The organism is Chryseobacterium herbae (assembly GCF_025154075.1).
GTDB lineage: Bacteria > Bacteroidota > Bacteroidia > Flavobacteriales > Weeksellaceae > Chryseobacterium > Chryseobacterium herbae.
The window spans coordinates 628,775-652,962 of sequence record NZ_JAOAMU010000002.1 but is presented as its reverse complement, the minus strand read 5'-3'; the positions used below and the strand labels follow the sequence as shown (position 1 = coordinate 652,962).

Annotated in this window: 22 protein-coding genes; 7 read left to right on the top strand and 15 right to left on the bottom strand. The window is 38.3% G+C overall.

Annotated elements, in window-relative coordinates; translation table 11 throughout:
- The first annotated feature begins 164 nt into the window (after window positions 1-164).
- Window positions 165-971, top strand: a complete 807-nt coding sequence (locus tag N0B48_RS09020; RefSeq protein WP_259838377.1) for a hypothetical protein — start codon at window positions 165-167, stop codon at window positions 969-971.
- Window positions 972-1,036: 65 nt separating this feature from the next.
- Here N0B48_RS09020 and N0B48_RS09015 read toward each other — a convergent pair whose 3' ends face one another.
- The 5 genes from N0B48_RS09015 to queA all read right to left on the bottom strand — a co-directional run bounded on the left by N0B48_RS09015 (window position 1,037) and on the right by queA (window position 6,391).
- Window positions 1,037-2,014, bottom strand: coding sequence for a polyprenyl synthetase family protein (locus N0B48_RS09015; protein ID WP_259838376.1), 978 nt, complete (start codon window positions 2,012-2,014; stop codon window positions 1,037-1,039).
- A gap of 73 nt (window positions 2,015-2,087) precedes the next feature.
- Entirely contained in the window at window positions 2,088-2,966 is an 879-nt protein-coding gene (locus N0B48_RS09010; RefSeq protein WP_259838375.1) for a hypothetical protein, read from the bottom strand.
- Window positions 2,967-3,213: 247 nt separating this feature from the next.
- Window positions 3,214-4,152 (bottom strand): sterol desaturase family protein, encoded by a 939-nt coding sequence (locus N0B48_RS09005; RefSeq protein WP_283950699.1) that lies wholly within the window; start codon window positions 4,150-4,152, stop codon window positions 3,214-3,216.
- Window positions 4,153-4,229: 77 nt separating this feature from the next.
- A complete protein-coding gene (gene rlmN, locus N0B48_RS09000) occupies window positions 4,230-5,264 on the bottom strand; it encodes a dual-specificity RNA methyltransferase RlmN (protein ID WP_259838374.1) in 1,035 nt (344 codons plus the stop codon).
- 77 nt (window positions 5,265-5,341) lie between these two features.
- A complete protein-coding gene (gene queA, locus N0B48_RS08995; RefSeq protein WP_259838373.1) occupies window positions 5,342-6,391 on the bottom strand; it encodes a tRNA preQ1(34) S-adenosylmethionine ribosyltransferase-isomerase QueA in 1,050 nt (349 codons plus the stop codon).
- A gap of 183 nt (window positions 6,392-6,574) precedes the next feature.
- On the opposite strand from queA, the gene N0B48_RS08990 reads away from it, so the two are divergent.
- The 4 genes from N0B48_RS08990 (at window position 6,575) to N0B48_RS08975 (ending at window position 10,768) form a co-directional block, all read left to right on the top strand.
- Window positions 6,575-7,267: an AIM24 family protein gene (locus N0B48_RS08990; protein WP_259838372.1), complete on the top strand. Its 693-nt coding sequence runs from the start codon at window positions 6,575-6,577 to the stop codon at window positions 7,265-7,267.
- Between the two features lie 183 nt (window positions 7,268-7,450).
- Entirely contained in the window at window positions 7,451-8,848 is a 1,398-nt protein-coding gene (locus N0B48_RS08985; RefSeq protein WP_259838370.1) for a Gfo/Idh/MocA family protein, read from the top strand.
- A complete protein-coding gene (locus tag N0B48_RS08980; RefSeq protein WP_259838368.1) occupies window positions 8,838-9,743 on the top strand; it encodes a sugar phosphate nucleotidyltransferase in 906 nt (301 codons plus the stop codon). Before N0B48_RS08985 ends, N0B48_RS08980 begins: the two co-directional genes overlap by 11 nt.
- Window positions 9,734-10,768 carry a phosphotransferase enzyme family protein gene (locus N0B48_RS08975; protein WP_259838367.1) on the top strand — a complete coding sequence of 345 codons (1,035 nt, stop codon included), beginning with the start codon at window positions 9,734-9,736 and terminating at the stop codon, window positions 10,766-10,768. Before N0B48_RS08980 ends, N0B48_RS08975 begins: the two co-directional genes overlap by 10 nt.
- A 506-nt stretch (window positions 10,769-11,274) precedes the next feature.
- Here the strand turns inward: N0B48_RS08975 and N0B48_RS08970 are convergent.
- Window positions 11,275-11,766 carry a DNA-deoxyinosine glycosylase gene (locus tag N0B48_RS08970; protein ID WP_259838364.1) on the bottom strand — a complete coding sequence of 164 codons (492 nt, stop codon included), beginning with the start codon at window positions 11,764-11,766 and terminating at the stop codon, window positions 11,275-11,277.
- Window positions 11,767-12,103: 337 nt separating this feature from the next.
- On the bottom strand, window positions 12,104-14,098 hold the full coding sequence (locus N0B48_RS08965) for a S9 family peptidase (protein ID WP_259838363.1): 1,995 nt from the start codon (window positions 14,096-14,098) through the stop codon (window positions 12,104-12,106).
- 313 nt (window positions 14,099-14,411) lie between these two features.
- Here N0B48_RS08965 and N0B48_RS08960 point away from each other — a divergent pair, with 313 nt between their 5' ends.
- On the top strand, window positions 14,412-14,666 hold the full coding sequence (locus N0B48_RS08960; protein WP_259838361.1) for a hypothetical protein: 255 nt from the start codon (window positions 14,412-14,414) through the stop codon (window positions 14,664-14,666).
- 55 nt (window positions 14,667-14,721) lie between these two features.
- Here N0B48_RS08960 and N0B48_RS08955 read toward each other — a convergent pair whose 3' ends face one another.
- Both N0B48_RS08955 and N0B48_RS08950 read right to left on the bottom strand, forming a co-directional pair.
- On the bottom strand, window positions 14,722-15,066 hold the full coding sequence (locus tag N0B48_RS08955; protein WP_034728000.1) for a phage holin family protein: 345 nt from the start codon (window positions 15,064-15,066) through the stop codon (window positions 14,722-14,724).
- A gap of 111 nt (window positions 15,067-15,177) precedes the next feature.
- Entirely contained in the window at window positions 15,178-15,600 is a 423-nt protein-coding gene (locus tag N0B48_RS08950; RefSeq protein WP_223605664.1) for a PaaI family thioesterase, read from the bottom strand.
- A gap of 580 nt (window positions 15,601-16,180) precedes the next feature.
- Between N0B48_RS08950 and N0B48_RS08945 the strand changes: the two genes are divergently transcribed.
- Window positions 16,181-16,603, top strand: a complete 423-nt coding sequence (locus N0B48_RS08945) for a hypothetical protein (RefSeq protein WP_259838360.1) — start codon at window positions 16,181-16,183, stop codon at window positions 16,601-16,603.
- Between the two features lie 3 nt (window positions 16,604-16,606).
- On the opposite strand, the gene N0B48_RS08940 is transcribed toward N0B48_RS08945, so the two are convergent.
- From N0B48_RS08940 to N0B48_RS08915, 6 genes are all read right to left on the bottom strand, one after another.
- Window positions 16,607-18,733 (bottom strand): type IA DNA topoisomerase, encoded by a 2,127-nt coding sequence (locus N0B48_RS08940; RefSeq protein WP_259838359.1) that lies wholly within the window; start codon window positions 18,731-18,733, stop codon window positions 16,607-16,609.
- Between the two features lie 374 nt (window positions 18,734-19,107).
- Entirely contained in the window at window positions 19,108-19,806 is a 699-nt protein-coding gene (locus N0B48_RS08935; RefSeq protein WP_259838358.1) for a M17 family peptidase N-terminal domain-containing protein, read from the bottom strand.
- 25 nt (window positions 19,807-19,831) lie between these two features.
- The gene (locus N0B48_RS08930; protein WP_259838357.1) at window positions 19,832-20,707 is read right to left on the bottom strand and encodes a pirin family protein; all 876 of its coding nucleotides are present in this window, start codon (window positions 20,705-20,707) and stop codon (window positions 19,832-19,834) included.
- An 829-nt stretch (window positions 20,708-21,536) separates the two neighbouring features.
- On the bottom strand, window positions 21,537-22,121 hold the full coding sequence (locus N0B48_RS08925; protein WP_259838356.1) for a Crp/Fnr family transcriptional regulator: 585 nt from the start codon (window positions 22,119-22,121) through the stop codon (window positions 21,537-21,539).
- A 9-nt stretch (window positions 22,122-22,130) separates the two neighbouring features.
- On the bottom strand, window positions 22,131-22,442 hold the full coding sequence (locus tag N0B48_RS08920) for a hypothetical protein (protein ID WP_259838355.1): 312 nt from the start codon (window positions 22,440-22,442) through the stop codon (window positions 22,131-22,133).
- A 40-nt stretch (window positions 22,443-22,482) separates the two neighbouring features.
- Window positions 22,483-24,093 carry a Na+/H+ antiporter gene (locus tag N0B48_RS08915; protein WP_259838354.1) on the bottom strand — a complete coding sequence of 537 codons (1,611 nt, stop codon included), beginning with the start codon at window positions 24,091-24,093 and terminating at the stop codon, window positions 22,483-22,485.
- Window positions 24,094-24,188: the final 95 nt, after the last annotated feature.

Genomic DNA, 24,188 nt, shown 5'->3' with positions numbered 1-24,188 from the left:
TCAAAAAATAAACACATAAACTTAAATATATTTATAATTTTAACTAAAAATAACAAATTAAAACAAGTTTAAGGTAAAATAATTATTAATTACTCATAATTAAATTTTATTCTATAGATTTAACACTGAAAAATCACCAAATGTTGAATTAAAATAAAATTATTATGAAAAAAGTTATTTCTGTTGTGCTTATTTTTATAATTTCCACAACTTTATCATCACAGATCGGGATCCATACCAACAATCCCCAAACAAGTTTCCATGTAGACAGCGCCAAAGATAATGTTGAATCCGGTAAACCGACATTAACCCAACAATCCAATGATGTTGTACTTACTTCTTCTGGTAATATGGGATTAGGAACTTTGGACCCAACAGATAAGCTTGACATTTTTTCCGGCAATATCCGCATCAGGGAAATCAATGACAAAATAGGAACCACCAATGTGGACAGAGTGGTGGTTGCAGATCAGGATGGAATATTAAAAACTATCGGATTCGGGGCATACACTCTGTTTCATTCCAGATTAGCAAGTGACCAAACCATTGTAAACAATGTACTCTCGACCCTTGTATTTGCAAACCCTCTGGCTACTTCATCACTGTACACTTACAATACAGCTAACGGAATTCTGACATTTAATCAGCCTGGAAACTATTTGGTTACGTTACAGGCTAGTTTTGCCAACATAGATGAAGGAGAACAATTGGTTTTAGGGATCCGTCCGTTTCCTGATGCCAATTATTTAGGAAGAGGAAGTCACTATGTAGGTTATACTACTCCTGTATTAACTGCTGGTAGCAGGCTCGGTGAATTGATGAGCTATACCACGATGATTGTTGTACCTACCGGTGGATATCAAATTCGTTTTACAGCAGCGGCTTTAGGAGCTACCAGTATCATCCTGTCGGAAGAAATAGGGCCTACAGGACGTGGAAATGTCACCAATGTTACGATACAAAAAATATAAGCATTCGTATACAAAAAAATCTGAGTGCTTCAGGCATTCAGATTTTCTATTTATGGTTTTTAATCTTAAAATTTTCGTTCAATCACGTAATCAAGCATACTTTGAAGTGATTTTTTGGCTTCGGAGTCCGGAAATTCATTGAGAATATCTTTAGCCTTCTGCTGGAAGTCTTTCATCACTTTAATTGCATAATCCATGCCTCCGGAATTTTTAACAAAATCTATCAGTTCCTTAACGCGTTTCGGATCGTTATTGTAACGTTTGATGGTGTTGAAGTAATATTTACGCTCTTTTTCACTGGCTACTTTTAAAGTATGAATCAGAGGAAGGGTCATTTTCTGCTCCTTAATATCAATTCCTACAGGTTTTCCGATGACATTGGAACTTAAATAGTCGAAAAGGTCATCCTTGATCTGGAAGGCCATTCCCGTATAGGTTCCGAAGTTCATCATTTTTTTGGCAAGCGCTTCATCAGCATTATTGGAAAGAACGCCTATCTCGCAGCAAGCCGCAATCAGTGTCGCTGTTTTCTGACGGATAATTTCGTAGTAAACATCTTCCGTAATATCCAGTTTTCTGGCCTTTTCAAGCTGCAAAAGTTCTCCTTCGGACATTTCACGGATCGTTCTTGAGATCACACCCAAAAGATCGTAATCTTTATGGTCTGTAGAAAGTAATACTGATTTTGACAAAAGATAATCGCCTACCAATACAGCAATTTTATTTTTCCACAAAGCGTTAATTGAAAAGAAATTACGACGTTTGAAACTTTCATCTACTACATCGTCGTGTACCAGCGTTGCGGTATGAATCAGCTCAATCATGGAAGCTCCGCGGTACGTTTTTTCATTAACTTCCCCTATCAGTTTTGCGCAGAGAAATACGAACATCGGACGCATCTGCTTACCTTTGGTTGTAACAATAAAACGGGTTACTTTATCCAACAAAGGCACTTTACTCTGCATCGATTCATAAAACTTCTGCTCGAAAAGTTTCATTTCCTCATTGATCGGTCGTTTGATTTCTTCTACGATGTTAGCCAAAATCTGTGAATAAAAGGTATGTAATTATTAATTATGACAAAGATAATTTTTTTCACGCAATTTTAAGACAAAATTAATCTTTGAGTGATTCTTTTGGAATAAAATACAACGCCGGCTGTGCACTTCCCAATCCCGATCTGAATTTTTCCCCTGAAATATAGAGGCCAGTCTCATTAACTGCAATTCCCTCGATCTGCCCTACTGCCAAAGCACTTCCCAGATAATAATGTTTCGGAGTTTCTTTAAAAAAGATCCCGGGTTCTGTTTCTGTAAACACATTCAGAAAGACCTCTGTTCTCTTGGTGTAGCCTACCACATACAGCTTCTTTTCAAAATACGCGGCATCCGTAACTACAAAATTCGTTTTATAAGATTCTATTTTCTCCGCTTTTTGCTTTTCAACTACCGTTGGATCAATGATATAATGAGACGTTGATTTTGATTTCCATTCTTTGGTAAACAGATGAATTTTTCCATTGAGATAAATCATCGCTTCGGCATCAAAGTCATTATTGGTGTATTGTGGAATGAATTCCGTCTGTTCCGGATAATAAAAAGATATTTTTGAGATAGAATCATTCTTTGCTTCATTATTTCCAAAAGGAAGTTTATAGATTTCCAGATCTCTCCTTGTTCCTCCATTATTTCCAAAATCTCCGATGTAGAAGTTCTTTCCATCATTGGTTAAAGCTTCCCAGTCTTTATTTTTAGCATTGATGGTCAAAGTATTTTTAATATTTCCGGAAGTTTCATCCAGTTCAAAAAGTTCCGGAGCATTGCCACTGTCATTGAAGGTATACAAATTACCATTCAACATACTCAGTCCTGAAGTTTCCTGAATCTTATCATCCAAATAACCGATCCTGAATTTTCTTATTTTCAATGACTCCGTCTTTTGTGAGAATGACGATTGAAAAATAATAACGGCAGCAAGAAGAATGAGTTTTTTCATAGAGCAAAAATAAGGGTTTAGAAGGAATTGAAAAAGATTGGACGTGTTTTGTTTTTTTGAACCATCCTGTCCATATTTTTAACCACAGATTGCACAAATTTTCACAGATGTTTATATATAAAAATCTTTGATTTTTTCAAAAACTTAAGTGTGCTTTATTTGTGTAATATATTTACCTTATAAAAACTTAAGTGTTAAAACTTTTGCATCTTTTGTGGTTAAATAAAATCAGAATTATCAACCTAGGTCATGCAGATTTCATTTTTTGTTTTTGCTCCTGTCTTTTGGCCAGCTTTTTTACATAATCTTTCTGATACTGCCTTACCGTTTTTCCGGTTCCATCATGTCTCCAGCCCGGAGAATTGAAAATATAATTCATCCTGTCCGAAAATTTCAGTCCAGGCTGCTTGATATCCTTCCAGATTTTTCTCCATTCGTACAGAAGAACGGTATCTGGTTTATTGTCCGGCATTTTTGGATATATTCCGTATTTGACGGGTACATTCGGATCTTCTTTTTCAAAGGTTCCAAATATTTTATCCCAGATAATCAGGCACATTCCCATATTTCTGTCCAGATACTTGATATTGCAGGCGTGATGTACCCTGTGATGGGAAGGAGTCACGAGAATGTATTCCAGAATGCCCATTGTCTTTACCGTCTGAGTATGCACCCATGTTCCGTACACCTGCCCTATCGCGTAAACGACCATAATATGCCATGGATTGAAGCCTAAAAAAGCAAGCGGAGAAAAATAAAGATATCTGTATAGCGGTTGAAGTACAGGACTTCTAAAACCTGTGGTTAAGTTGAAATATTCCGAATTGTGATGGGTAATATGAACCGCCCAGAACGCCCTGGAATGATGATCTACATAATGTAATACGTAATAGGCAAAGTCTGTAATGACAAAGCAGATGAGCCAATACCAAACCGTGAAATCCCAGGTAAAAAGCCGATGGTTGTAGAAGAAAAACATCACTCCCATGGCAAAAGCCTTCATGATCAGATCCAGACCGAAGTTCATCAGAGCAAGATAAACGCTTGTGGCAACATCTTTTCCATTGTACAACTTAGCTTCAGAAATATGGCTGTAGATCATTTCCGCCAAAATAACGGCAGCATGAAACGGAATAGCCCATGCGTAAACGTTTTCCAGCCCGTCCTCGCTCATAAAGAAGTCCATAATAAACTTTTTTGCTTTATGTAAAGGTAGGGTTTTAGGAAATTTTTAAGAAAAGTTTTGAATTTTTTAAGGAAATTTTAATCAGTTGCTTTATTCGCAAGCTGCCCACAAGCTGCATCGATGTCTCCACCGCGGCTTTTTCTGATCATCACTGTAATCCCGGCGTTTTCAAGCTGACGTACATAATTGTCTTCCGCCTGCTTATTACACTGGTCATATTTTCCGTCCCCGATAGGATTATACTGGATCAGATTCACTTTGGAAGGAACCTGTTTGCAGTATCTGATTAAAGCTTTGATATCTTCATCACCATCATTGATTCCTTTCCATACACAATATTCAAAAGTAATCACGGAACCGGTTTTCTGATACCAGTACTGAAGGGCTTCCATAATATCCGTCAACGGGAATTTATCAGAGAAAGGCATGATCTCGTTACGTTTGGACTCGATCGCAGAGTGAAGTGAAAGTGCCAGTTTTACACGGAGCTCGTCGTCAGCCAGCATTTTGATCATCTTCGGAAGTCCGGATGTAGAAACGGTAATTCTTCTGGGCGACATTCCCAAACCTTCCGGCTGGGTAATTTTTCTGATGGCTTCCACTACATTTTTGTAATTCATCATCGGCTCTCCCATTCCCATAAAAACGATATTGGAAAGCGGTCTGTTAAAATACATTTTGCTTTGGCTGTCGATCAGGGCTACCTGGTCTACGATTTCGGCTACTTCAAGATTTCTCATTCTTTTGAGTCTTGCAGTTGCACAAAATTCGCAGTTTAATGAACATCCCACCTGTGAAGATACGCAGGCTGTAGTTCTTGTTTCTGTAGGAATAAGGACAGATTCTACCAACAGTCCGTCGTGAAGTTTCACACCGTTTTTGATGGTTCCGTCCGTACTTTTCTGAAGCTGATCCACAGAAACGGGATTGATGGTATACTCTTCGGCAATTCTTTCGCGGAGAGATTTCGAAAGATTCGTCATTTCATCAATCGAATGGAGATTTTTACTCCATAACCAGTCATAAACCTGCTTCGCACGAAACGGTTTTTCCCCTAAAGTCAAAAAATAGTCTTTAAGCTGGTCTAGTGATAAAACTCGGATATCTTTCATTATAGATGGTAGGTTGCAGATCTTAGGTTGCAGGTTGCAGATAATTAATACCTGCAACCTGTTACCTATTATCTTTTTTATAGGATTAACATTGCGTCACCGTAAGAATAGAATTTGTACTGTTCTTTTACGGCTTCTTCATAAGCATGCATGATAAATTCTCTACCTGCAAATGCAGCGATCATCATCAGTAATGTAGATTTCGGTGTGTGGAAGTTCGTGATCATTGAATTCGCTACTCCAAAATCGTGAGGCGGATAAATGAACTTGTTCGTCCAACCGTTGAATGCAGAGATCTTCCTGTTTGAAGAAACAGAAGTTTCCAATGCTCTCATCGTTGTAGTACCTACGGCGCAAACTCTTCTGTGAGCATCTACCGCTTTATTGATGATATCAGCATTTTTTTCATCGATGATCACTTCTTCAGACTCCATTTTGTGCTTGGAAAGATCTTCCACCTCAATTGGGTTGAAAGTTCCTAAACCAACGTGAAGCGTAACTTCAGCAAAATCGATTCCTTTGATCTCTAATTTCTTCATTAAGTGTCTAGAGAAGTGAAGACCTGCTGTAGGTGCAGCTACCGCTCCTTCAATTTTTGCGTAGATCGTCTGATATCTTTCTGCATCTTCCGGCTCTACTGCTCTTTTGATATATTTTGGAAGTGGAGTTTCTCCTAATTCCTTCAGTTTTGTTCTGAATTCGTCATAAGAACCGTCAAATAAAAATCTTAGTGTTCTTCCTCTTGAAGTCGTGTTATCGATAACTTCAGCTACCAAAGACTCGTCTTCAGTGAAGAATAATTTGTTACCGATTCTGATTTTTCTTGCAGGATCTACAAGAACGTCCCATACTCTGGTCTCTTTATCAAGTTCTCTTAAAAGGAAAACTTCAATTTTAGCACCTGTTTTTTCTTTATTTCCGTAAAGACGTGCAGGGAAAACCTTCGTATTGTTGAAAATGAATAGATCTTTCTCATCGAAATAATCCACAACATCTTTAAACAGTTTATGTTCAATGGTTTCTGTTTTTCTGTTAAGAACCATTAATCTAGCTTCGTCTCTGTGTTCAGATGGGTGTTCTGCCAATAATTCCTCAGGAAGATCAAAATTAAAATCTGATGTTTTCATTTTTTTAAATTACGGTTTAAAAATTATAAAAATTACTAGTGTAATTTTCGGAGTGCAAATATACGACATTGAACACCCCTTTGTCAAGTATTATTTAAAATCAAATTTAAAACCGTGATTCTACGGTGATTTATGAAGGAAAAAAAGATTATTTTTGGAAATATTTAAAAAATTTTTACACTTATGAGCAAATATTCATTGGAAGCTTTCGTCAACGAAACTAAAGAAGATCCACAACAAAGAGATTATTTTGAGCTTGAAACTCCACATCTTTTGGAAATCAACCTTAATAATCAGGCCGTATGGACGAAAAGAGGAAGTATGGTAGGCTATGTAGGAGGCATCAACTTCGAGAGACAGGGAATGCTGGCAGGAGGTATTGGTAACCTTTTAAAGAAAGCGATCAGCGGTGAAGGAGCAAAGCTGATGAAAGCAGAAGGAACCGGCAAACTGTATGTGGCTGATTCCGGTAAGAAAGTACGTATCCTTTATCTGAACAATGAAGCAGTATGTGTCAACGGAAATGATGTATTGGCACATGAGCAAAGTGTAAAAAGCGATATTACCATGCTAAAAAGCGTTGCAGGCATGATGGCTGGCGGTCTTTTTCAGGTAAAACTTTCCGGAACGGGGCACATTGCCATAACGACACACGGCGAACCATTAACGCTGATGGTCACTCCCGACAATCCGGTGTTCACAGATCCTAATGCTACAGTAGCCTGGTCAGGAAACCTAAGCCCGGATCTTAAAACGAATGTTTCATTCAAGAGTTTAATCGGAAGAGGAAGCGGTGAAGAATTCCAGATGAAGTTCTCAGGAAGCGGATGGGTGCTTATTCAACCTTACGAAGAAGTATATTTCACAGAAAAATAATACATAGAAACAGATGATTGTAAAACGGCTGCTCTTCCTATCGGGGGCAGCCGTTTTTTTATTTCCCCACAAAACCCGAAACCCGCATCCCGTACCTCCAAACTCTAAAACTCTCCTACTCTCAAACCCCGCACTCATACCCTCCACCTCGCAACTTTTTAATATATTTAAGAAAAAATTTCGATGGACAACACCTCTTCACGCAGAAATTTCATTAAAACTGCAGCCATGGCAAGCTTTGGTGCATTGGTTTTACCCAATTCCCTGTTTGCCTATTCCAGTGATTTTAAATCAGATAAAAAAGTACGGGTCGGTTTTATCGGTGTAGGACTCCGCGGACAGGAACATGTAAAACTACTGGCAAAGCGTAATGACGTGGAGATTGTGGCTTTTGCAGACCCGGATAAAAGAATGCTGGCTGCGTCTCAGAAAATACTGAAAGACAATAATAAATCTGCCGCTCAGGAATTTTCAAACGGGGATTATGATTACCGGAATCTTTTAAAATTAAAAACGATAGATGCCGTGGTGATCGCTACTCCATGGGAATGGCATCTTCCTCAGGGCACAGAAGCTATGCGTGCGAAAAAGATCGTAGGTATGGAAGTTTCGGGAGCTATAAAACTGCAGGACTGCTGGGAATTTGTGAAAGTATATGAGGAAACCAAAGTCCCTATTTTCATGATGGAGAATGTCTGTTACCGCAGAGATATCATGGCTGTTCTGAATATGGTCCGTAAAGGAATGTTCGGAGAACTGGTTCATGGAAGAGGCGGTTATCAGCATGATTTAAGAGGTGTCCTTTTCAATGATGGGGTTACCCCGTATAATTCGGGTGCTGAATTTGGAGAAAAAGGATTCAGTGAGGCGCATTGGAGAACGGAGCATTATGTAAAACGCAACGGTGAGCTTTATCCTACGCATGGATTGGGCCCGGTAGCTGTGATGATGGATATCAACCGTGGAAACCGTCTGACGAGGCTTTCCTCATTCTCTTCAAAATCTGTGGGACTGCATAAATATATTGTGGAACATGCTAAAGGCGGAGAAAATCATCCTAACGCGAAAGTAAAGTTCAATCAGGGAGATATTGTAACCACACAGATTGCCTGTGCCAATGGTGAAACGATTCTTTTAACCCATGATACAAGTTTACAACGTCCTTATGATCTTGGATTCAGGGTACAGGGAACGGAAGGTCTGTGGCAGGATTTCGGCTGGGGAGATTTCAATCAGGGACATATTTATTTTGAAAAAACAATGAATCACACTCACCGGTGGGAAAATACGGAAAAGTGGATGAAAGACTATGACCATCCTATCTGGAAGAAATTTGAAAGTACAGCGGCGGGTGCAGGCCACGGCGGAATGGATTTCTTTGTCATGAATACCTTCATCGAATGTATCAAGCGAAATATAGAGTTCCCGATGGATGTGTATGATCTTGCCTTGTGGTATTCTATCACTCCATTAAGTGAAGAATCTATTGCTAAAGGCGGTCAGGCTGTAGATATCCCTGATTTCACGAACGGACAATGGAAAACCCGTAAACCTGTATTTGGAATGACGGATGAATTCTAAAAAAACATTACTCATATTAGCAGGAGGTCTGGGAAGCCGCTACAAAGGACTGAAACAGATAGACGGAATTCTGGATAACGGTTCCCCGATTCTGGAATACTCCATTTATGATGCACTGGAAGCGGGTTTCAATAAGGTTGTTATTATTGTGAACAGCCTGATCCCTCAAAGCTATATGGAAAGATTAAATACCCTTTCCAAAGAAAACAATTTTGAACTTCACTGGGTATATCAGGAAAAAGAAAGTTTTCTGCCAAAGAATTACGACTTCTCAGAGCGGGAGAAACCATGGGGAACCGGTCATGCTGTCCTTTGTGCTAAAAATGCTGTACATGAACCTTTTGTCATGATCAATGCTGATGATTTCTATGGAAAAGAAGCATATCAGCTGGCTTCTGAAGAAATTGATCTTCACATTTCAGGGTCACAGTTTGGAATGGCTGCCTATCCCGTGGGGTCTACTTTGAGTGGAAACGGAAATGTTGCCCGGGGAATATGTACCTTAGATGCAGAAAATTATCTGATAAAAGTAGAAGAACAGACTTTGATCCGTAGAAAAGGAGATTCAATTTTTTATACCGGGAATGGAAATGATATTGAACTGACATCCGATGCGTTGGTATCTATGAATTTCTTTATTTTTCATCCGAATGTTTTCGATGCACTTGAAGTATATTTTAATGAATTTTTGCAATTGGAGCCGTCGCCATCTCAGGAGTTTTATATTCCTTCTGCCGTGCAGAGAATGATTGACGAGAAGAAGGCAAAGGTGTTGGTAAAAGCCTCTCCTTCGCAATGGATGGGTGTTACCTATGCAGATGATAAAAGCAATATAAAAGATTTCCTGACATCAGAGATCAAAAAAAACAGATATCCCGAGGATCTATGGAATTAAAACAGATTGTTACCGGATTTACCGGAACTGAAAATTGCACTATCACTCCTATTACCAACGGGCTGATCAATACGACCTATCTGGTGGAGGATTATGATAATGATGAAAAATTTATCCTTCAAAAGATCAATACTCAGGTTTTTCCGTTTCCGGAGATTATTACCCATAATCATATCCTGATCAACAGACTGCTGGAGGATGGAAACTATCCACTGGAGCTGGTAAAACCTAAGGAAACTTTATCGGGAAGTTTCATTATTAAAGATGAAAACGGAGAATCCTGGAGAATGCTCAGCTTTATTGAGGATACAAAGACTTTCTTTAAAATCCCTGATATAAAAACAGCCTATGAATCGGCAAAAGCTGTTGGATCTTTTTTGAATACGGTCAATCCGGAATATCTCCCCTACATTCAGGCCCCGATTCCTGATTTTATTAATTTTGAAAAAAGAATTTTAGATTATCAGGCTTCTTTACAGCATGCAAATCCAGATCTGCTAGACAATGCCGAGCCTGAAATTGAAATAATGAACGATCTTCTTTTCCTTCCAGAAAAATGGATTGAGATGGAAAAGGAAGGTCTTCTGCCTAAAAGAATTATTCATGGAGATCCCAACGTCAGAAATATTCTTTTTGACCAAACCTCAAGGCCTCTTGCTGTGATCGATCTGGATACCGTAACTATTTCTACGATTCTCTATGACTTTGGTGACATGGCAAGATCCTACACCAATACTTTGGATGAGGACAATGGAAATGCTGACAATAATTTCAACCCCCAGATTTACAGAACTGTAAAAGATGGATTTTTGTTATCATTAAAGAAAAAACTGACTTTTGAGGAACTTGAAAATCTTGATTATGCGGCACAGACTGTGATTTATATTCAGGCCATTCGTTTTCTGACTGATTATCTGAATGGAAGCACTTATTACTCGACGAAGTATGCTGAGCACAATCTGGACAGGACAAGGAATCAATTGCAGTTGCTGAAGGGTTTGAGAAAGTATTTGCGTGTTGATTAGATTTTTTTTAACACAAATAACACAAATGTTTTCACCAATGACACAATACCGTCATTGTGAGGAAAGTAACGACGAAGCAATCTCAATTTAAGGGGAGTTTTAATGCGAGAAAAGCAATAAAATTCTTTCTTGAGATTGCTTCGCTACGCTCGCAATGACTGGGAAAGTTTCGGGGCGGGAGCTTTGCTCCCCGCCCCGAAACTCACACTTAAGTTTTTGAAAATTTCTGATTTTCCACTGATGTGAATTTATTATTTTCAAGATCATTAACTTTTTAAACTTAAATGACTTAAAGTTTTTAAAAAAATAGCAACATGTTTTGTTACTCTTGTGGTTGATATTTTTTCACCACAGATTACACGAATTTTCACAGATGTTTGAGGATGTTATCCCGTATAAAAATCTATGATTTTTATAATCTTAAGTGTACTTCTGTACAGTTCGCATTTAAACTTCGAATAAACTAAAGTGTTAGAAAACTTTTGTAGTTTTTGTGGTTAAAAACCCTACATCAGGAACTCCATAATCTCCCTCCATTCTTCTAATTTAACATCAAAAGATACGGTATGAAGAGGACTTGTAGAAGGAAGCTGAACAATTGGTAACCTGTAATTTTTGCCTAAAAGTTTCAGCAGATTTTTGTACGACTTTCCTCCATTACAGAAAACAGCTTTGATGTTGGGATGCTCATTCAGAAGTTCGGCGATCTGATTAGCTTCTTCATTTTTGATTTCAGAATCCAGGCTTCCTTTTCTTTCGCAGGAATCGATGACGTCCCAGACTGCTATGTGATGTTTCTTTAAAATATTTAGACGCTGAGTATAATCATCGGTAAATTCTTCCTTGAACAAATGAAAAATAATCGTCCAGAATTTATTTTGTGGATGAGCGTAATACTGCTGTTTCTCCAAAGATTTGACGCCGGGAATTGAACCTAAAATTATAATTTCAGATTGAGCATCAATTAACGGCGGAAACGAGGAAATTCTGTTTTTCATACTCAAATATATAAAATTTGGAGGCAAGCGGGAAAGATTTTAGATTCGAGATTTCAGATTTCAGACACGAGACAAGAGACTTTAAGATTAAGACAGAGGTAAAGGCTGAGATTGAGAAACGTCAATGATCAATTTTGCTACGCAAGTGAAATGTGAAAATTCGCCAACACCCATTTCCGCATCTCATAAACCCACTTTAGAAAACTTAAAACTTATCATTAATAATTTGGCGAAAGCCTTCGATTCATCGCATAAAAAAACGGGCTAAAGCCCGTTTCTATTGCTATTTTCAGGAATAATAAAAATCGTCTTTCATTATTCATTATCCATTTTTAGTTTACAAAGTTTCTTTCAACCAATCGAAGAATTCTCTCTGCCATACCAATCCGTTTTGAGGATGAAGTACCCAGTGGTTTTCGTTCGGGAAATAAACTAATTTAGATTTCAGACCTCTTAATTTGGCTGCCTGGAAAGCTTCTTGTCCCTGCTCATAAGGTACACGGAAATCGATCCCTCCCTGGAAAATCATGATGGGCTTGTTCCATTTTTCAACAAAATTACTTGGGTTGAATTCTGTGTATGCTTTTGGAAGTGGTTTTTCCCATGGAGAGCCCAAATCCCAATTGGCAAACCAAAGTTCTTCTGTGGTAAGATACCATGATTTCATATCAAATAATCCATCATGTGCAATGAATGTTTTGAATCTGTTTTCGTGAATTCCTGCTAACATAAATACACTGTAACCTCCGTAGCTTGCTCCTACTGCCGCTACTCTTTCACCGTCTACATATGGTAGTGTTTTCGCGAAGTCTGTTGCTGCCAGATAATCTCTCATCGGCTGTCCGCCCCAGTCTTTGGAAATTTCTTCGTTCCATTTTGTTCCCCAGCCCGGCATTCCTCTTCTGTTTGGAGCTACTACGATATATCCGTTGGCAGCCATCAGAGAGAAGTTCCATCTTGTGCTGAAAAACTGAGTTAATGCAGATTGTGGTCCTCCCTGGCAGTATACCAGTGTAGGATATTTTTTATTGGGATCAAAGTTTGGTGGATAGTGGAACCATACGCCCATCTCTTTTCCATCCGTTGTTTTTACCATTTTCAGTTCAGATTTCCCCTGTGCCAGTTTAGCATAAGCTTCTTTGTTGGCTTCGGTTATCTGCTTCATTTCTCCGTTTTTCACATTGACAGAGAATAATTCCGTAGCATGGTTGACGTCTGTTCTTCCTACTAAAAGTGAAGATTTATTATCAGTAAAAATTTCGTTAACGTCAAAATCACCTTTTGTGATCTGCTGAACTTTTGCCGCTTTAGGATCTAAAGAGAAAAGCTGTTTTGTTCCTCTGAACGCTGCTGTAAAATAGATCGCTTTGGAATCTCCGCTCCAGAATACATCTCCGGAAACGCTTTCGTCCCAGCCAGCCGTAAGGTTTATAATTTTCCCGGATTTCCAATCCATGATTTTTACATCATTTTTATCCGCTTCATAACCGTCTCTGGCCATACTCTGCCAGATCAGGGATTTTCCGTCAGGACTGAATTTTGGGTTAACATCGTATCCTTTATTGGATTCTGTTAAATTCTTAGTCGTTCCTGAAGCAAAATCGTAGGCGAAAATATCTGTATTGGTGCTTGTAGAATATTCTTTCCCGCTTTTAGGTTTTGTAACGTATAAAAGCTGAGTAGAATCCGGACTCCAGATGAAGTCTTCTGTTCCACCGAAAGGTCTTTGAGGAGAATCCCATGTTTTACCTTCCAATAAATCCTTTGCAGATTCTGCTTTGTCTGTGGTATTGACTACAAATACGTGGTTGTATTTTCCTTCATTGAAATAATCCCAGTGTCTGTGGTTCAGATCTGTATACACCTGAGCAGTAGTTTTAGGCGTATCGCTGTATTTGTCTTTCCCCATTAATTTTTCTACCAGAACCTGCTTACTGAAGGCAATTTTCTTACCGTCCGGAGAGATCACGATATTGTCAGCTTCCCCGATGGTATAAAATTCAGACCAGGTTTTTCCGTTGTCTTTTGAAAGATAGATTTTATCTCCTTCCTGTGCATAAATTCCGTTTTTATCCCATTGAATAAGGGCTTTTTTACCGAAATCTATTTTGGAAGACTGGTTATTAAGAACATTGAGAAAGTAGTTCTCACTTTTTGTTTTTTCTGTTTTCAGATCTACCTGTCCCACTTTATAGATAAGTGAAGACTGATCCGGTGAAACTGCCTGTACTCCCACTTTTTTCAAAGTCCAAAGGATTTCAGGTGTCATTAACTGTTGTGCATTCATTAAGAGTGGAGCTGCCAGAGCCAGCAGACTGTACTTAAGCTTCATATGTTGATATTCATTTTTAACGGAAATATGGAATCACGCCGATTTCATTAATTCCTTTTATTTAATTCAAAGATCCCCAAAGTTAGTACTTAAAATACCAATGAACGAAAGAATTAACAAGAAAATTCCATTTCACAGATCAGGGTTTGTCTTACAGGAAAACACCTATTTTCTAAAGATGGGTACTTTCCCTCTTCTTTCATATCACTCAAAACGTGAATTTTACTTCAACAAAATCATCAAAGTTTTTGTCTTTATAATCAAAAAAACAACCGTCCCATATATTAATTAAAACCATTTAAAAATTTACATCATGAGTACACTAGAAACAGGAAATTTTAAAGGAACCTCAGTAGAGGCAGGTGCACCTAACCTTTGGCACATCCACGAGAACCATTTAAAATATGGTAAAGATACTGACACAAGGGTTAATTTTGCAGGCAAAACCCTTGAACAGATTATGGCAAAAATTGCTGAAAACGAACCCATCAATGCACGTTACATGATCACTGACAATCAGAAAATGACCTACGAACAGTGCATAAAATGGATTAAAAAGTACTGTTAAAACAAGAGGCTGCCCTTACGGACAGCCTCTTTTATTTTGCGGTATGTTTTGTTATTTATTCTCCATCTGAAAACATGGAGTTGGCCAGCGAAGTCACAAAGGAAAGCAGTACACTAAAGATCAGTGCCCACCAGAAACCACTTACTACCATACTGTCTATAAAATAATCTGCAATTAAAATAATCACAGCATTGATTACCAGGGCAAATAATCCCAATGTAATGATCGTAAGCGGCAGCCCTAAAAGTCCTAAAATAGGTTTTACAAAAATATTTAATACCCCCAAGACGATGGCAAAAATAATAGCCGAAGAAAATCCTTCGAAATGTACACCCGGAAGCACCTTAGTTAAAAGGTAGGCAACGATTGCTGTAATGAACAGCCTGATAATTAAGTTCATATTATTATTTTTTAATGTTATGGTGTTTACGTTGCAAATCCTGTTCCATTTAGGTCTGAAAAAAGCCCGTAATTCCTCTATTTTCCTAATATTTCATGGTTCAAGTTCTATTTATTTGATCCTCATCATGGTGACCAGTGAAGTCGCCACATGACTTTCCGAACCGGTACTTTCATCAATGACATAAATTTCAGTTCTTACCACAATGATCTTAGCACCCCCTTTGACAACGTAAGACCTCGATATCAGGGCATCTCCCAGTGCGGGACGAAGATAATTAACCTTCAGTTCAACAGTCACGACATAACAATCGTCTTTGTAATGACTTACCGAAGCATATCCTGACGAAACATCCACCAGAGAAGCAATCATAGCGCCATTGAACATGCCGGCTTTCCGGGTCATCATTTCCATTTTTGGAATTTTAATGGAAACAAAATCGGTGTCTACTTCCAAGAGTTCGGCATTGTAAAATTTTAATGTTTCTGAACGGCCAAAGCTGTCCGTCATGAGTTTCTTTTTTTCCGGAGTCATGAATATGTATTTTAATCTGAATGTAAATACAAAGTACACAAATGTTTTTCAGAAATACCAGAAAATTTGGAACAAGTTTACTTATTGATGCTGAAATTTTAAATAATACGGTAAGTTATTTAACCACAAAAGTTGCAAAAGTTTTCTAACACTTAAGTTTATTTGAAGTTTAAATTCATACTGCCAAAGACTACACTTAAGTTAAAAAAAATCAAAGATTTTTATTCAGAATAATATTCATAAAAATCTGTGCCATCTGTGAAATCCGTGGGAAATAAAGAGATTGAACCATTAAGTTTTTTTAAGTTGTTAAGAATATTAAGGAGAGCTGCGCTATGTAAGAGATACGGCTTAAAATCATTTGATTTTTCTTAACTATCCTTATCATCTTCATTGATCTTAATGGTTTAAAAACTTAAGTTTTTATGAGTGAATTGCATTACCGTTATAAAACGCACTTAAGTTTGAAAAAATCTAAGATTTTTATTGATTATGGTAAAAAATCGGTGTTATCTGATTAAAGAATTTTTGTCGGAGTAGTTTGCAAAAAATATTAGCTTTGCAGTAAACAACCATCCGTATGCCTCTGAAAAAGACTTTCACATTTCTCTGTCTCATATTCTGCTGTATTTTTCAAGCACAGACACTGCATCTGTACGGAGGCTCCAACCAGGATCAATATCTGGGCTGTATAAACTGTGATACTTTTGATAAAAATTCTATATGGAATTCGTATGGTGAATATGGAAATCTGCTTAGTTCAAAATCTATTTGGAATGGCTCCGGAAACTATGGAAGTGCATACAGTACGTATTCACCGTGGAGCGATTATGCTTCTTATCCTCCCGTAATTCTAGATCAGGACGGAAATTTTTTCGGCTATCTCACTTTAAATCCTTATAAATCTGAAAGATCAGAGCTGCAACTGGCGCAGATCATATGTAAACACCACGATGCCATTAAGAAAGACCTCAGTGGGTGGTATGATAAATTATTCCGTTAAATTTTAAGAAAGCTGTACCTGAAAACCCTCTTCAAGTGTCAGAACTCCTTCCGACAAAGCTTCTGAATGAGTTGTGAATCCTTTCAGTTTTGAAGTTTTCCCTTTTAAAACTAAGTCTAAAAGCTGTTTATCAGAAAGCTTCTTACCGAAAATATCAAACGTAATTTTGAAACCACAGTTCTTAAAATCTGAACAACCCACCGCAGTTTTCCCCTTAATAAGATTGTGTTCTTTACATTTCGGACATTTTGTTTCTTCCCAGGACTGAAGTTCTTTTTTTACGGCAGGCTCGCGTTTTTTCTTTTCTTTGACGTCTTCTTTTTCTTCTTCCTGTAGCATGATCACTTTTCCTTTTCCGTCAACTACTTTTCGGGTAAGTTCAGAAACCATCTGGATCAGTTCTTCTTTAAACTGATTGGCTTCGTACTCGCCTCTTTCAATTTTACGGAGTTTCTGTTCCCATTCTCCGGTCAGTTCCGGGCTTTTCAGAAGTTCATCTTCAATAGTATCGATTAACTGAATTCCGGTTTGGGTTGCGATAAGATTTTTTCTTTTCTTCTCGATATACTTTCTTTTGAAAAGAGTCTCGATGATATTCGCACGGGTGGAAGGTCTTCCGATCCCGTTATTTTTAAGCAGTTCGCGAAGCTCATCGTCTTCTACCTGTTTTCCGGCAGTTTCCATGGCTCTCAGCAAAGTTGCTTCGGTATATGGTTTGGGTGGAGTCGTTTTTCCCTGATGAATCATTGGATCATGCGGTCCGGTTTCTCCCGCGGTAAATTCAGGAATGGTCTGTTCTTCTTCCTTCTCTTTTTCCTTATCGGTAGATTCTTCTTTGGGTTCTTTTGCATACACAGCTCTCCATCCCGGTTCCAGAACCTGTCTTCCACTTGTTTTAAAAGGAATCGTTCCTACTTTTCCCTCCACCAATGTATTTGAAATTTTACATTCGGGATAAAAAGCAGAAATAAAACGTTTTGCCACAAGATCATAGATCAGCTTCTCTTCCCTGCTCAGATTCTGAGAAGGCGGAACTTCTGTAGGGATAATCGCATGGTGATCGGTCACTTTTGCATCATCAAAAATAACTTTTGATTTAGGAATAGGCGCTTCCAATAATGGAGAAACCAAGTCCTGATAAAAGTGCATTTTCCGAAGAATTCCTTCTATTTTCGGGTACAGACTTTCGGATAGATAGGTAGTATCCACACGCGGATAAGTCACGTGCTTTTTTTCATACAGACTTTGGATATAATGTAAGGTATTTTCTGCGGAGTAGCCATATTTTTTGTTGGCTTCCACCTGAAGTCCCGTCAAATCGAAAAGTCTCAGATTTTTTTCTTTTCCTTCTTTAATCTCAAAAGAAACAATTTCAAAAGGATTGAGCTTAAGATACTCAAGTCCTTTTTCAGCGCGGTCTAAAGTTTTTAAACGATCAATCGCAGCATTGAAAATGACGTCACGGTATTTGGTTTTAAGTTCCCAATATTCTTCCGTATTAAAGGCGTCAATTTCTTTCTGTCGCTGAACCAGCATAGCTAAAGTAGGCGTCTGTACTCTTCCGATGGAAAGAACTGCTTTGTTTCCTCCAAACTTTTTAGTGAATAATCTTGTCGCATTGATTCCCAGCAGCCAATCGCCGATCGCTCTTGCATTTCCAGCCAGATACAGATTTTTATAATCTTCAGCCGGTTTTAGATTGTCAAAACCTTCTTTGATCGCTTCTTCGGTAAGAGACGAGATCCATAAACGCTGAACGGGTTTATTACATTTTGCTTTCTGTAAAACCCATCGCTGGATCAGCTCTCCCTCCTGTCCGGCATCACCACAGTTAATGACCTCATCACATTCCTCTACTAATCTTTCAATGACTTTGAACTGGTTCTCAACGCCTTTGTTTGGAATTAATTTGATCCCAAAATTGGCTGGAATGATCGGCAGTAAAAACAGATTCCATGATTTGTACTGAGGACCGTAATCATGAGGTTCTTTTAAAGTACAAAGGTGCCCGAACGTCCATGTCACACAGTATCCATTGCCCTCCATATAGCCCTGTTTAGGCGTGGTAGCACCTAATACTTTGGCGATATCTCTGGCAACACTGGGCTTTTCGGCAATACAAAGTTTCATGAATTTTGGAATTATTGAAGGGGGACAAAAGTCGGGATTTTTTTTGGATTAAGCTAATTTAGTTGGGAGTTGATGTTTGAAAATTACAGGTGTAAGCATGGACGTTTACTTCCACGGAATAGGTTTGATTGTGTTAATATAAATGTTTAGGATTAAGGTTAAATGAATGGTAGTAGATATTTTGCGGATAGACTTTAGTTGTGGGCACGAGCGGGACGCTCGCGCCGGCAATTGAGACGCCAGCAGAAGGATACCCACGTTATACATGTAAACACAACGCTAGCGCGAGCATCCCGCTTGTGCTAGTAATGGTAACTAAAAAAAACTCTCCTTAAAAAAGGAGAGCCATCACAATATTAATGAAAACGAGTTCATTATTTTCTATTCACCTCGGCAATTGCAGCTTGAATTCCGCTGCCTGCCACTTCAAAAAAGGATGGGCCTGCCAGAAGGTATACTTTTTTCAATTTCTTTGTATGGGAAAGTTGATGCTCTTTTAAATAGGTTTCGGAACGGTTGGCCAACACAATCCCTTTCACTACATTTCCAGCTATCAAAGCGGTTGGAGAGTCTATTCCAGCATCTTTCAGATCACTGGCAAACGCAAAATTGGTTACACCTAATCTCATTGCTTCACGGGCGGCTACTTCACCTACGGAAATCATGAGTTCGGGAGTGAAATTATTGCGGTCACCTAAACCGATTAGCAATAGCTTTTTTGCAGACATGGATCCTGCCGGCGGCGTGATGAGAAGACTTTCCAACGAGTGTCCTTGAAACTGTCCTGATTGTCGGATTTTTGTAAACTCACCTTTTAACGCATCATCCAAATGGACCAAACCATTCAGATTGGCGGGTAAAGCCTGAGCACTGTGGATATCATTTTCCGTGTATTCAAAAACACAGGCGACCTGTAATTGAGTGTCTGCGGAAGACGGTCCCTGAACCAACCCGATCATTGAGATTCCATCTACAGATCCCCAGTTTTTTGAGGTTCCGACAGGGGCTGTATTTTGAGCAGTCAGGGTTAAGGATAATAAACCTGCTGCGAATGATAGAATAAAATTTTTCATGGTTTCAAATCTTTTCTGTTCGTGATTACATGGCCATCGGAACTTCCATTAAAAGGATTTCCGTGTTTTCTGCTGTAGATTTCATATTCAGGTTTTTAATATCCCAGACTCCGAATCCATCCCGTTCTTCCAATCTCTGACCTTCAACTTCAGCGCTTCCTTTAAGGATAAAAACATAAATACCATTTCCGCTTTTTCTGATCTTATAGTTGGTTTCCAAACCTTTTTCAAAACGTCCCAAATGAAACCAGGCATCCTGATGAATCCATACGCCTTCGTCATCAGCATTAGGAGAAAGGATTTGCTGGAACGCATTGTGGCTTTTTGTTTTATCTAAGGTGATCTGGTCGTATCTTGGCGTTACATTTCTCCTATTCGGATATACCCAGATCTGCAGGAATTTGACAAGCTTATCGCTGTTCTTATTAAACTCGCTGTGCATTACCCCTGTTCCTGCACTCATCACCTGGATATCTCCACTTTTGATCACAGTGGTATTTCCCATATTGTCTTTGTGCTCAAGATCGCCTTCCAATGGAATACTGATGATTTCCATATTATCATGAGGATGTGTTCCAAAACCTCTCCCCGCTTCTACTCTGTCATCATTTAAAACTCTCAGCACTCCAAAATGCATTCTTTCAGGATTGTGATAATTGGCAAAACTGAATGTATGCTGGCTCAGCAGCCAACCATGATCTGCCTTTCCTCTTGAATCCGCCTTATGAATGACGGAGTTATCTTTAATTTTCGACTCAGGATTGGGTAAGTGATTGTATCCGATGGGTTCTAAGGGCTCGATCTCGTCGATCTCATTTTTCATGGTATTTGCAAGAGAAGCAGATGCTACAAACATCCCGGTTCCCAATAAACCTTTCTTTAAAAAATCTTTTCTGTCCATATCTTGTCGTTATTTGTTTGATTTTGATAGAACAAATTTAGGGAGAAGGAAATAGCTGTGCATTTAACTAGTTTAATAAATTGCTTTTTAATTAAAATAATAAAGCCCTTTTGTCTTGAAACAAAAGGGCCAAAAGTTCAAGACTGGGAAACTTCCGCTAAAAATAAATCCTATTCTCTAAAAATTCTAAAACTTGCTCGGTAGTAATCTATATTGAGAATCAGATTTTGTCCCGCGCTTCAGACAGTAGAATTTTCTTAACGTTCACAGAATTTATTTTCTTAACACTCCATTTTCCAATGTCAGTTTTATTGTAGTTTTCAAAACAAATTTTTGGGAATATGTATTAATGATTTTATCGTTAAATTGATGTGTGCATGTAAAATTTATTTTAATTATATAAATTATTTTCCTGTTGGTGAGAAGATTACTTATTTATTTTTCCACGTATAGATTTCAAAGATGAAACGCTTTTAAACACAAATTTCACGAATAAATTCACAAATAACACGACTGCAATATGAAAAGAAATCTGTGTAATCAGCATAATCTGCGGGAGATTATATTTCTAACCACTGATTTCACGAATTGACACAGATGATTGCGCATATTTTTATTCTTTTGGATATTTTGAGGGAAGCAAAGGAGCCTGACCGCGTCGATGATGAAGCTGCATGGATAAACTTACGTTTAATTGAGTCAATGTTAATTGATTCCGTCTTTGGACGGCTTAATATCAATAGTTAAAATTTTACTTTGCGTCCAAGAAATATTTACAAAAAAAATGATTTCAAACAACAAATCCACAGAAAGTGAAGGAAAAAGAAATCTATTTTTCTTTGGAAGCAAGACGCTTTCTGATAGTGCTCACAAATTCCTTTGAAACTCCGAGATAGGACGCGATATAATACTGAGCCACTCTTTGTGGAATGGAAGGATATACTTTAATAAATTCCAAATAGCGGTCTGAGGCTGTTTTGGAAATGGTATCCACCAGACGGTTCTGAAGTGTAGAGAGATTTCTTTGCACCAGCATTCTGAAAACCCTTTCAAATTTTGGAATTTCCTGCAGCAATTTTTCTTTAGTAGCTGGAGTTAGCACATAGATTTCTGAATCTTCCAGTGCTTCAATGTATACTTTTGAAGGTTTCTGTTCCTGGAATGAAGCAATATCACTGATCCACCAGTCTTCAATGGCAAATAAAAGGGTAACCTCAGTACCGCTGTCATCCAGACAGTACAGCCTTACACAACCTTTATGGATATATCCTTCAAACTGGCAAATCTCTCCTTCCTTTAATAAAACGGTCTTTTTAGGAAATGTCTGACAGTTTAATAAATCTGTAAAAGTTTTCTGTTCTTCTTCCGTAAGATCTATAAATCGGCTAACGTTCCGGATGATATTTTCAAACATGGATTAAGTTTATTCCTGCAAATTAGGGAAAAGACTGTAAACTTCATTCTTTAAAAGTCCGCTTCCGCCACCGTAATGATCGATCACTTTGACTTCTTTATCTAAATTTTCGCAAAATATTTTAATGTCTTTTTCGAACTGTTCTTCCAAACCTGAACTCAAAAGCACAATATCGAGCTGATTTTCTTTGATATAATCGTAGGAAACAGTTTCATCGCTTTGAATCTCAGCGTTCCAGCCTTCATTATTTTCGATGATTCTTTTCAGTGTTTCAAGAATTTCCTGATTTTTGCCAATGACTAAAAATTGTAGTGTTTTCATTGTATCCCGTATTAAAAGTGAAGAGTGCTAAGTTTTAAAATTACAGATGTGTATTTCCTGTTATTTTCAATTCATTTAAATCCAATTGAGATTCTGCTTTCCGGATCTCATCATCACTGAACAGTTTTTCTCTTTTCAGCCTGAATAATTCTTTCCGTTGTATGGCAAAAATATCCAGCATGATTTCATGGTATTCTTTAAGGTCATTCTGTCTGTTGGTGCACATTTCCAGAGAACTTAAGTGGCTCTCGTGAAGCTTGATATCGTTTTGCAGATTTTCTTTTAAATTTCCAACCAAACTGTTGCCGGTTAAGCTTTTTTCATATTTCTCATTCAATCTGTCGACAGCCAAATGATCCAGTCTGATCTGAATTCCAGTCTGCTGTTCATGAGAAGGTAAAATAGGATCAATTTCTCCAATTTTGGTTAATTTAATAATCAAAGGAAGCGTTAAACCCTGAAAAACCAATGTCACAAAAATGACCACGAATGTGATGAAAATAATTAAGTTTCTTAACGGAAACTCAGCCTGATCATTCATCATCACCGGAATTGACAGCGCTGTAGCCAAAGAAACTACGCCGCGCATCCCTGCCCAACCGATAATCAAAGGGTTTTTCCAGCCCGGGCTTGGATCCTGACGTACTTTTTTACTAACCCATCTTGGAATGTGGGCCACAGGATAAATCCACAGCAAACGGACAACAATCACGATTAAACTTATGATTAATCCATATTTTATTCCTTCCATCAAAGAAGTTTCACCCAAACCATTGATAATATCCGGAAGCTCCAATCCGATTAATACGAACACCAAAGCATTCATCACGAAAATCATGGTATTCCAGACTCCTTTCATATTGATTCTAGTGGTTCCCGTTTTAAAAATTTCATGGGCACGGAAAGACATAAATAATCCGCCGCTCACTACTGCCATCACTCCGGAAAAGTGAAAATGTTCTGCCCCTAAAAACAAAATATAAGGCGTCATCACCGTCAATGCTGCATCGATCGCCGGAGTGGTTGGTAAAAACCGATGGATGGCGTAGAAAATATGAGCTCCCACAATGCCTACCAAAACTCCCATTCCCGCAACAAGAAAAAACTGTCCTGTAGCTTCCTGCATGGAAAAAATGCCTGTCATCACGGCCGCTAAAGCAAATCTGAAAACAATCAGTGATGATGCATCATTGATTAAACTTTCTCCTTCCAGCATAGCAATGGTTCTTTTCGGAACTTTTAATCCTTTTAAAACCGTGGTCGCTGCAACGGCATCCGGCGGTGAAACAATTCCACCCAACAAAAACCCTAAAGCCAGTGTGAATCCCGGAATGATAGACTGGGCAGCAAAAGCCACAACAATGGAGGTCAAAAATACCAGTCCGAAAGCCATTAACGAAATGGTCCGTTTCCATTTCCAGAAGTCATTCCAGGAAGTGTACCATGCCGCTTCATATAAAAGTGGTGGTAAAAATATCAGGAAGATAATCTCCGGATCTAATTTTAAAACAGGAACTCCTGGAATAAAACTGATTCCCAATCCCGCCAATACCAGAAATATGGGATAGGCAATTTTGATGCGCTGCGCCAGCATAACCAACAGCATGACGACGAGTAAGAGTCCGAGTATCAAAAGTAGGTGTTCGTGCATTTTTTTTTAGGGATTAGGGATTAGAGATTAGAGATTAGAGATTAGAGATTAGAGATTAGAGATTAGAGATTAGAGATTAGAGATTAGAGATTAGA

Excerpts from the sequence above, each read along its gene's own strand:
- N0B48_RS08925 (WP_259838356.1), bottom strand. The coding sequence starts at position 22,121 with ATGTTTGAAAATATCATCCGGAACGTTAGCCGATTTATAGATCTTACG.
- N0B48_RS08940 (WP_259838359.1), bottom strand. The coding sequence starts at position 18,733 with ATGAAACTTTGTATTGCCGAAAAGCCCAGTGTTGCCAGAGATATCGCC.
- N0B48_RS08990 (WP_259838372.1), top strand. The coding sequence starts at position 6,575 with ATGAGCAAATATTCATTGGAAGCTTTCGTCAACGAAACTAAAGAAGAT.
- N0B48_RS09020 (WP_259838377.1), top strand. The coding sequence starts at position 165 with ATGAAAAAAGTTATTTCTGTTGTGCTTATTTTTATAATTTCCACAACT.
- N0B48_RS08955 (WP_034728000.1), bottom strand. The coding sequence starts at position 15,066 with ATGAACTTAATTATCAGGCTGTTCATTACAGCAATCGTTGCCTACCTT.
- N0B48_RS08965 (WP_259838363.1), bottom strand. The coding sequence starts at position 14,098 with ATGAAGCTTAAGTACAGTCTGCTGGCTCTGGCAGCTCCACTCTTAATG.
- N0B48_RS08915 (WP_259838354.1), bottom strand. The coding sequence starts at position 24,093 with ATGCACGAACACCTACTTTTGATACTCGGACTCTTACTCGTCGTCATG.
- N0B48_RS08950 (WP_223605664.1), bottom strand. The coding sequence starts at position 15,600 with ATGACTCCGGAAAAAAAGAAACTCATGACGGACAGCTTTGGCCGTTCA.
- N0B48_RS08935 (WP_259838358.1), bottom strand. The coding sequence starts at position 19,806 with ATGAAAAATTTTATTCTATCATTCGCAGCAGGTTTATTATCCTTAACC.
- N0B48_RS08970 (WP_259838364.1), bottom strand. The coding sequence starts at position 11,766 with ATGAAAAACAGAATTTCCTCGTTTCCGCCGTTAATTGATGCTCAATCT.
- N0B48_RS09010 (WP_259838375.1), bottom strand. The coding sequence starts at position 2,966 with ATGAAAAAACTCATTCTTCTTGCTGCCGTTATTATTTTTCAATCGTCA.
- N0B48_RS08980 (WP_259838368.1), top strand. The coding sequence starts at position 8,838 with ATGAATTCTAAAAAAACATTACTCATATTAGCAGGAGGTCTGGGAAGC.
- N0B48_RS08930 (WP_259838357.1), bottom strand. The coding sequence starts at position 20,707 with ATGGACAGAAAAGATTTTTTAAAGAAAGGTTTATTGGGAACCGGGATG.
- N0B48_RS08985 (WP_259838370.1), top strand. The coding sequence starts at position 7,451 with ATGGACAACACCTCTTCACGCAGAAATTTCATTAAAACTGCAGCCATG.
- N0B48_RS08920 (WP_259838355.1), bottom strand. The coding sequence starts at position 22,442 with ATGAAAACACTACAATTTTTAGTCATTGGCAAAAATCAGGAAATTCTT.
- queA (WP_259838373.1), bottom strand. The coding sequence starts at position 6,391 with ATGAAAACATCAGATTTTAATTTTGATCTTCCTGAGGAATTATTGGCA.
- N0B48_RS08975 (WP_259838367.1), top strand. The coding sequence starts at position 9,734 with ATGGAATTAAAACAGATTGTTACCGGATTTACCGGAACTGAAAATTGC.
- rlmN (WP_259838374.1), bottom strand. The coding sequence starts at position 5,264 with ATGAAAGATATCCGAGTTTTATCACTAGACCAGCTTAAAGACTATTTT.
- N0B48_RS08960 (WP_259838361.1), top strand. The coding sequence starts at position 14,412 with ATGAGTACACTAGAAACAGGAAATTTTAAAGGAACCTCAGTAGAGGCA.
- N0B48_RS08945 (WP_259838360.1), top strand. The coding sequence starts at position 16,181 with ATGCCTCTGAAAAAGACTTTCACATTTCTCTGTCTCATATTCTGCTGT.
- N0B48_RS09005 (WP_283950699.1), bottom strand. The coding sequence starts at position 4,152 with ATGGACTTCTTTATGAGCGAGGACGGGCTGGAAAACGTTTACGCATGG.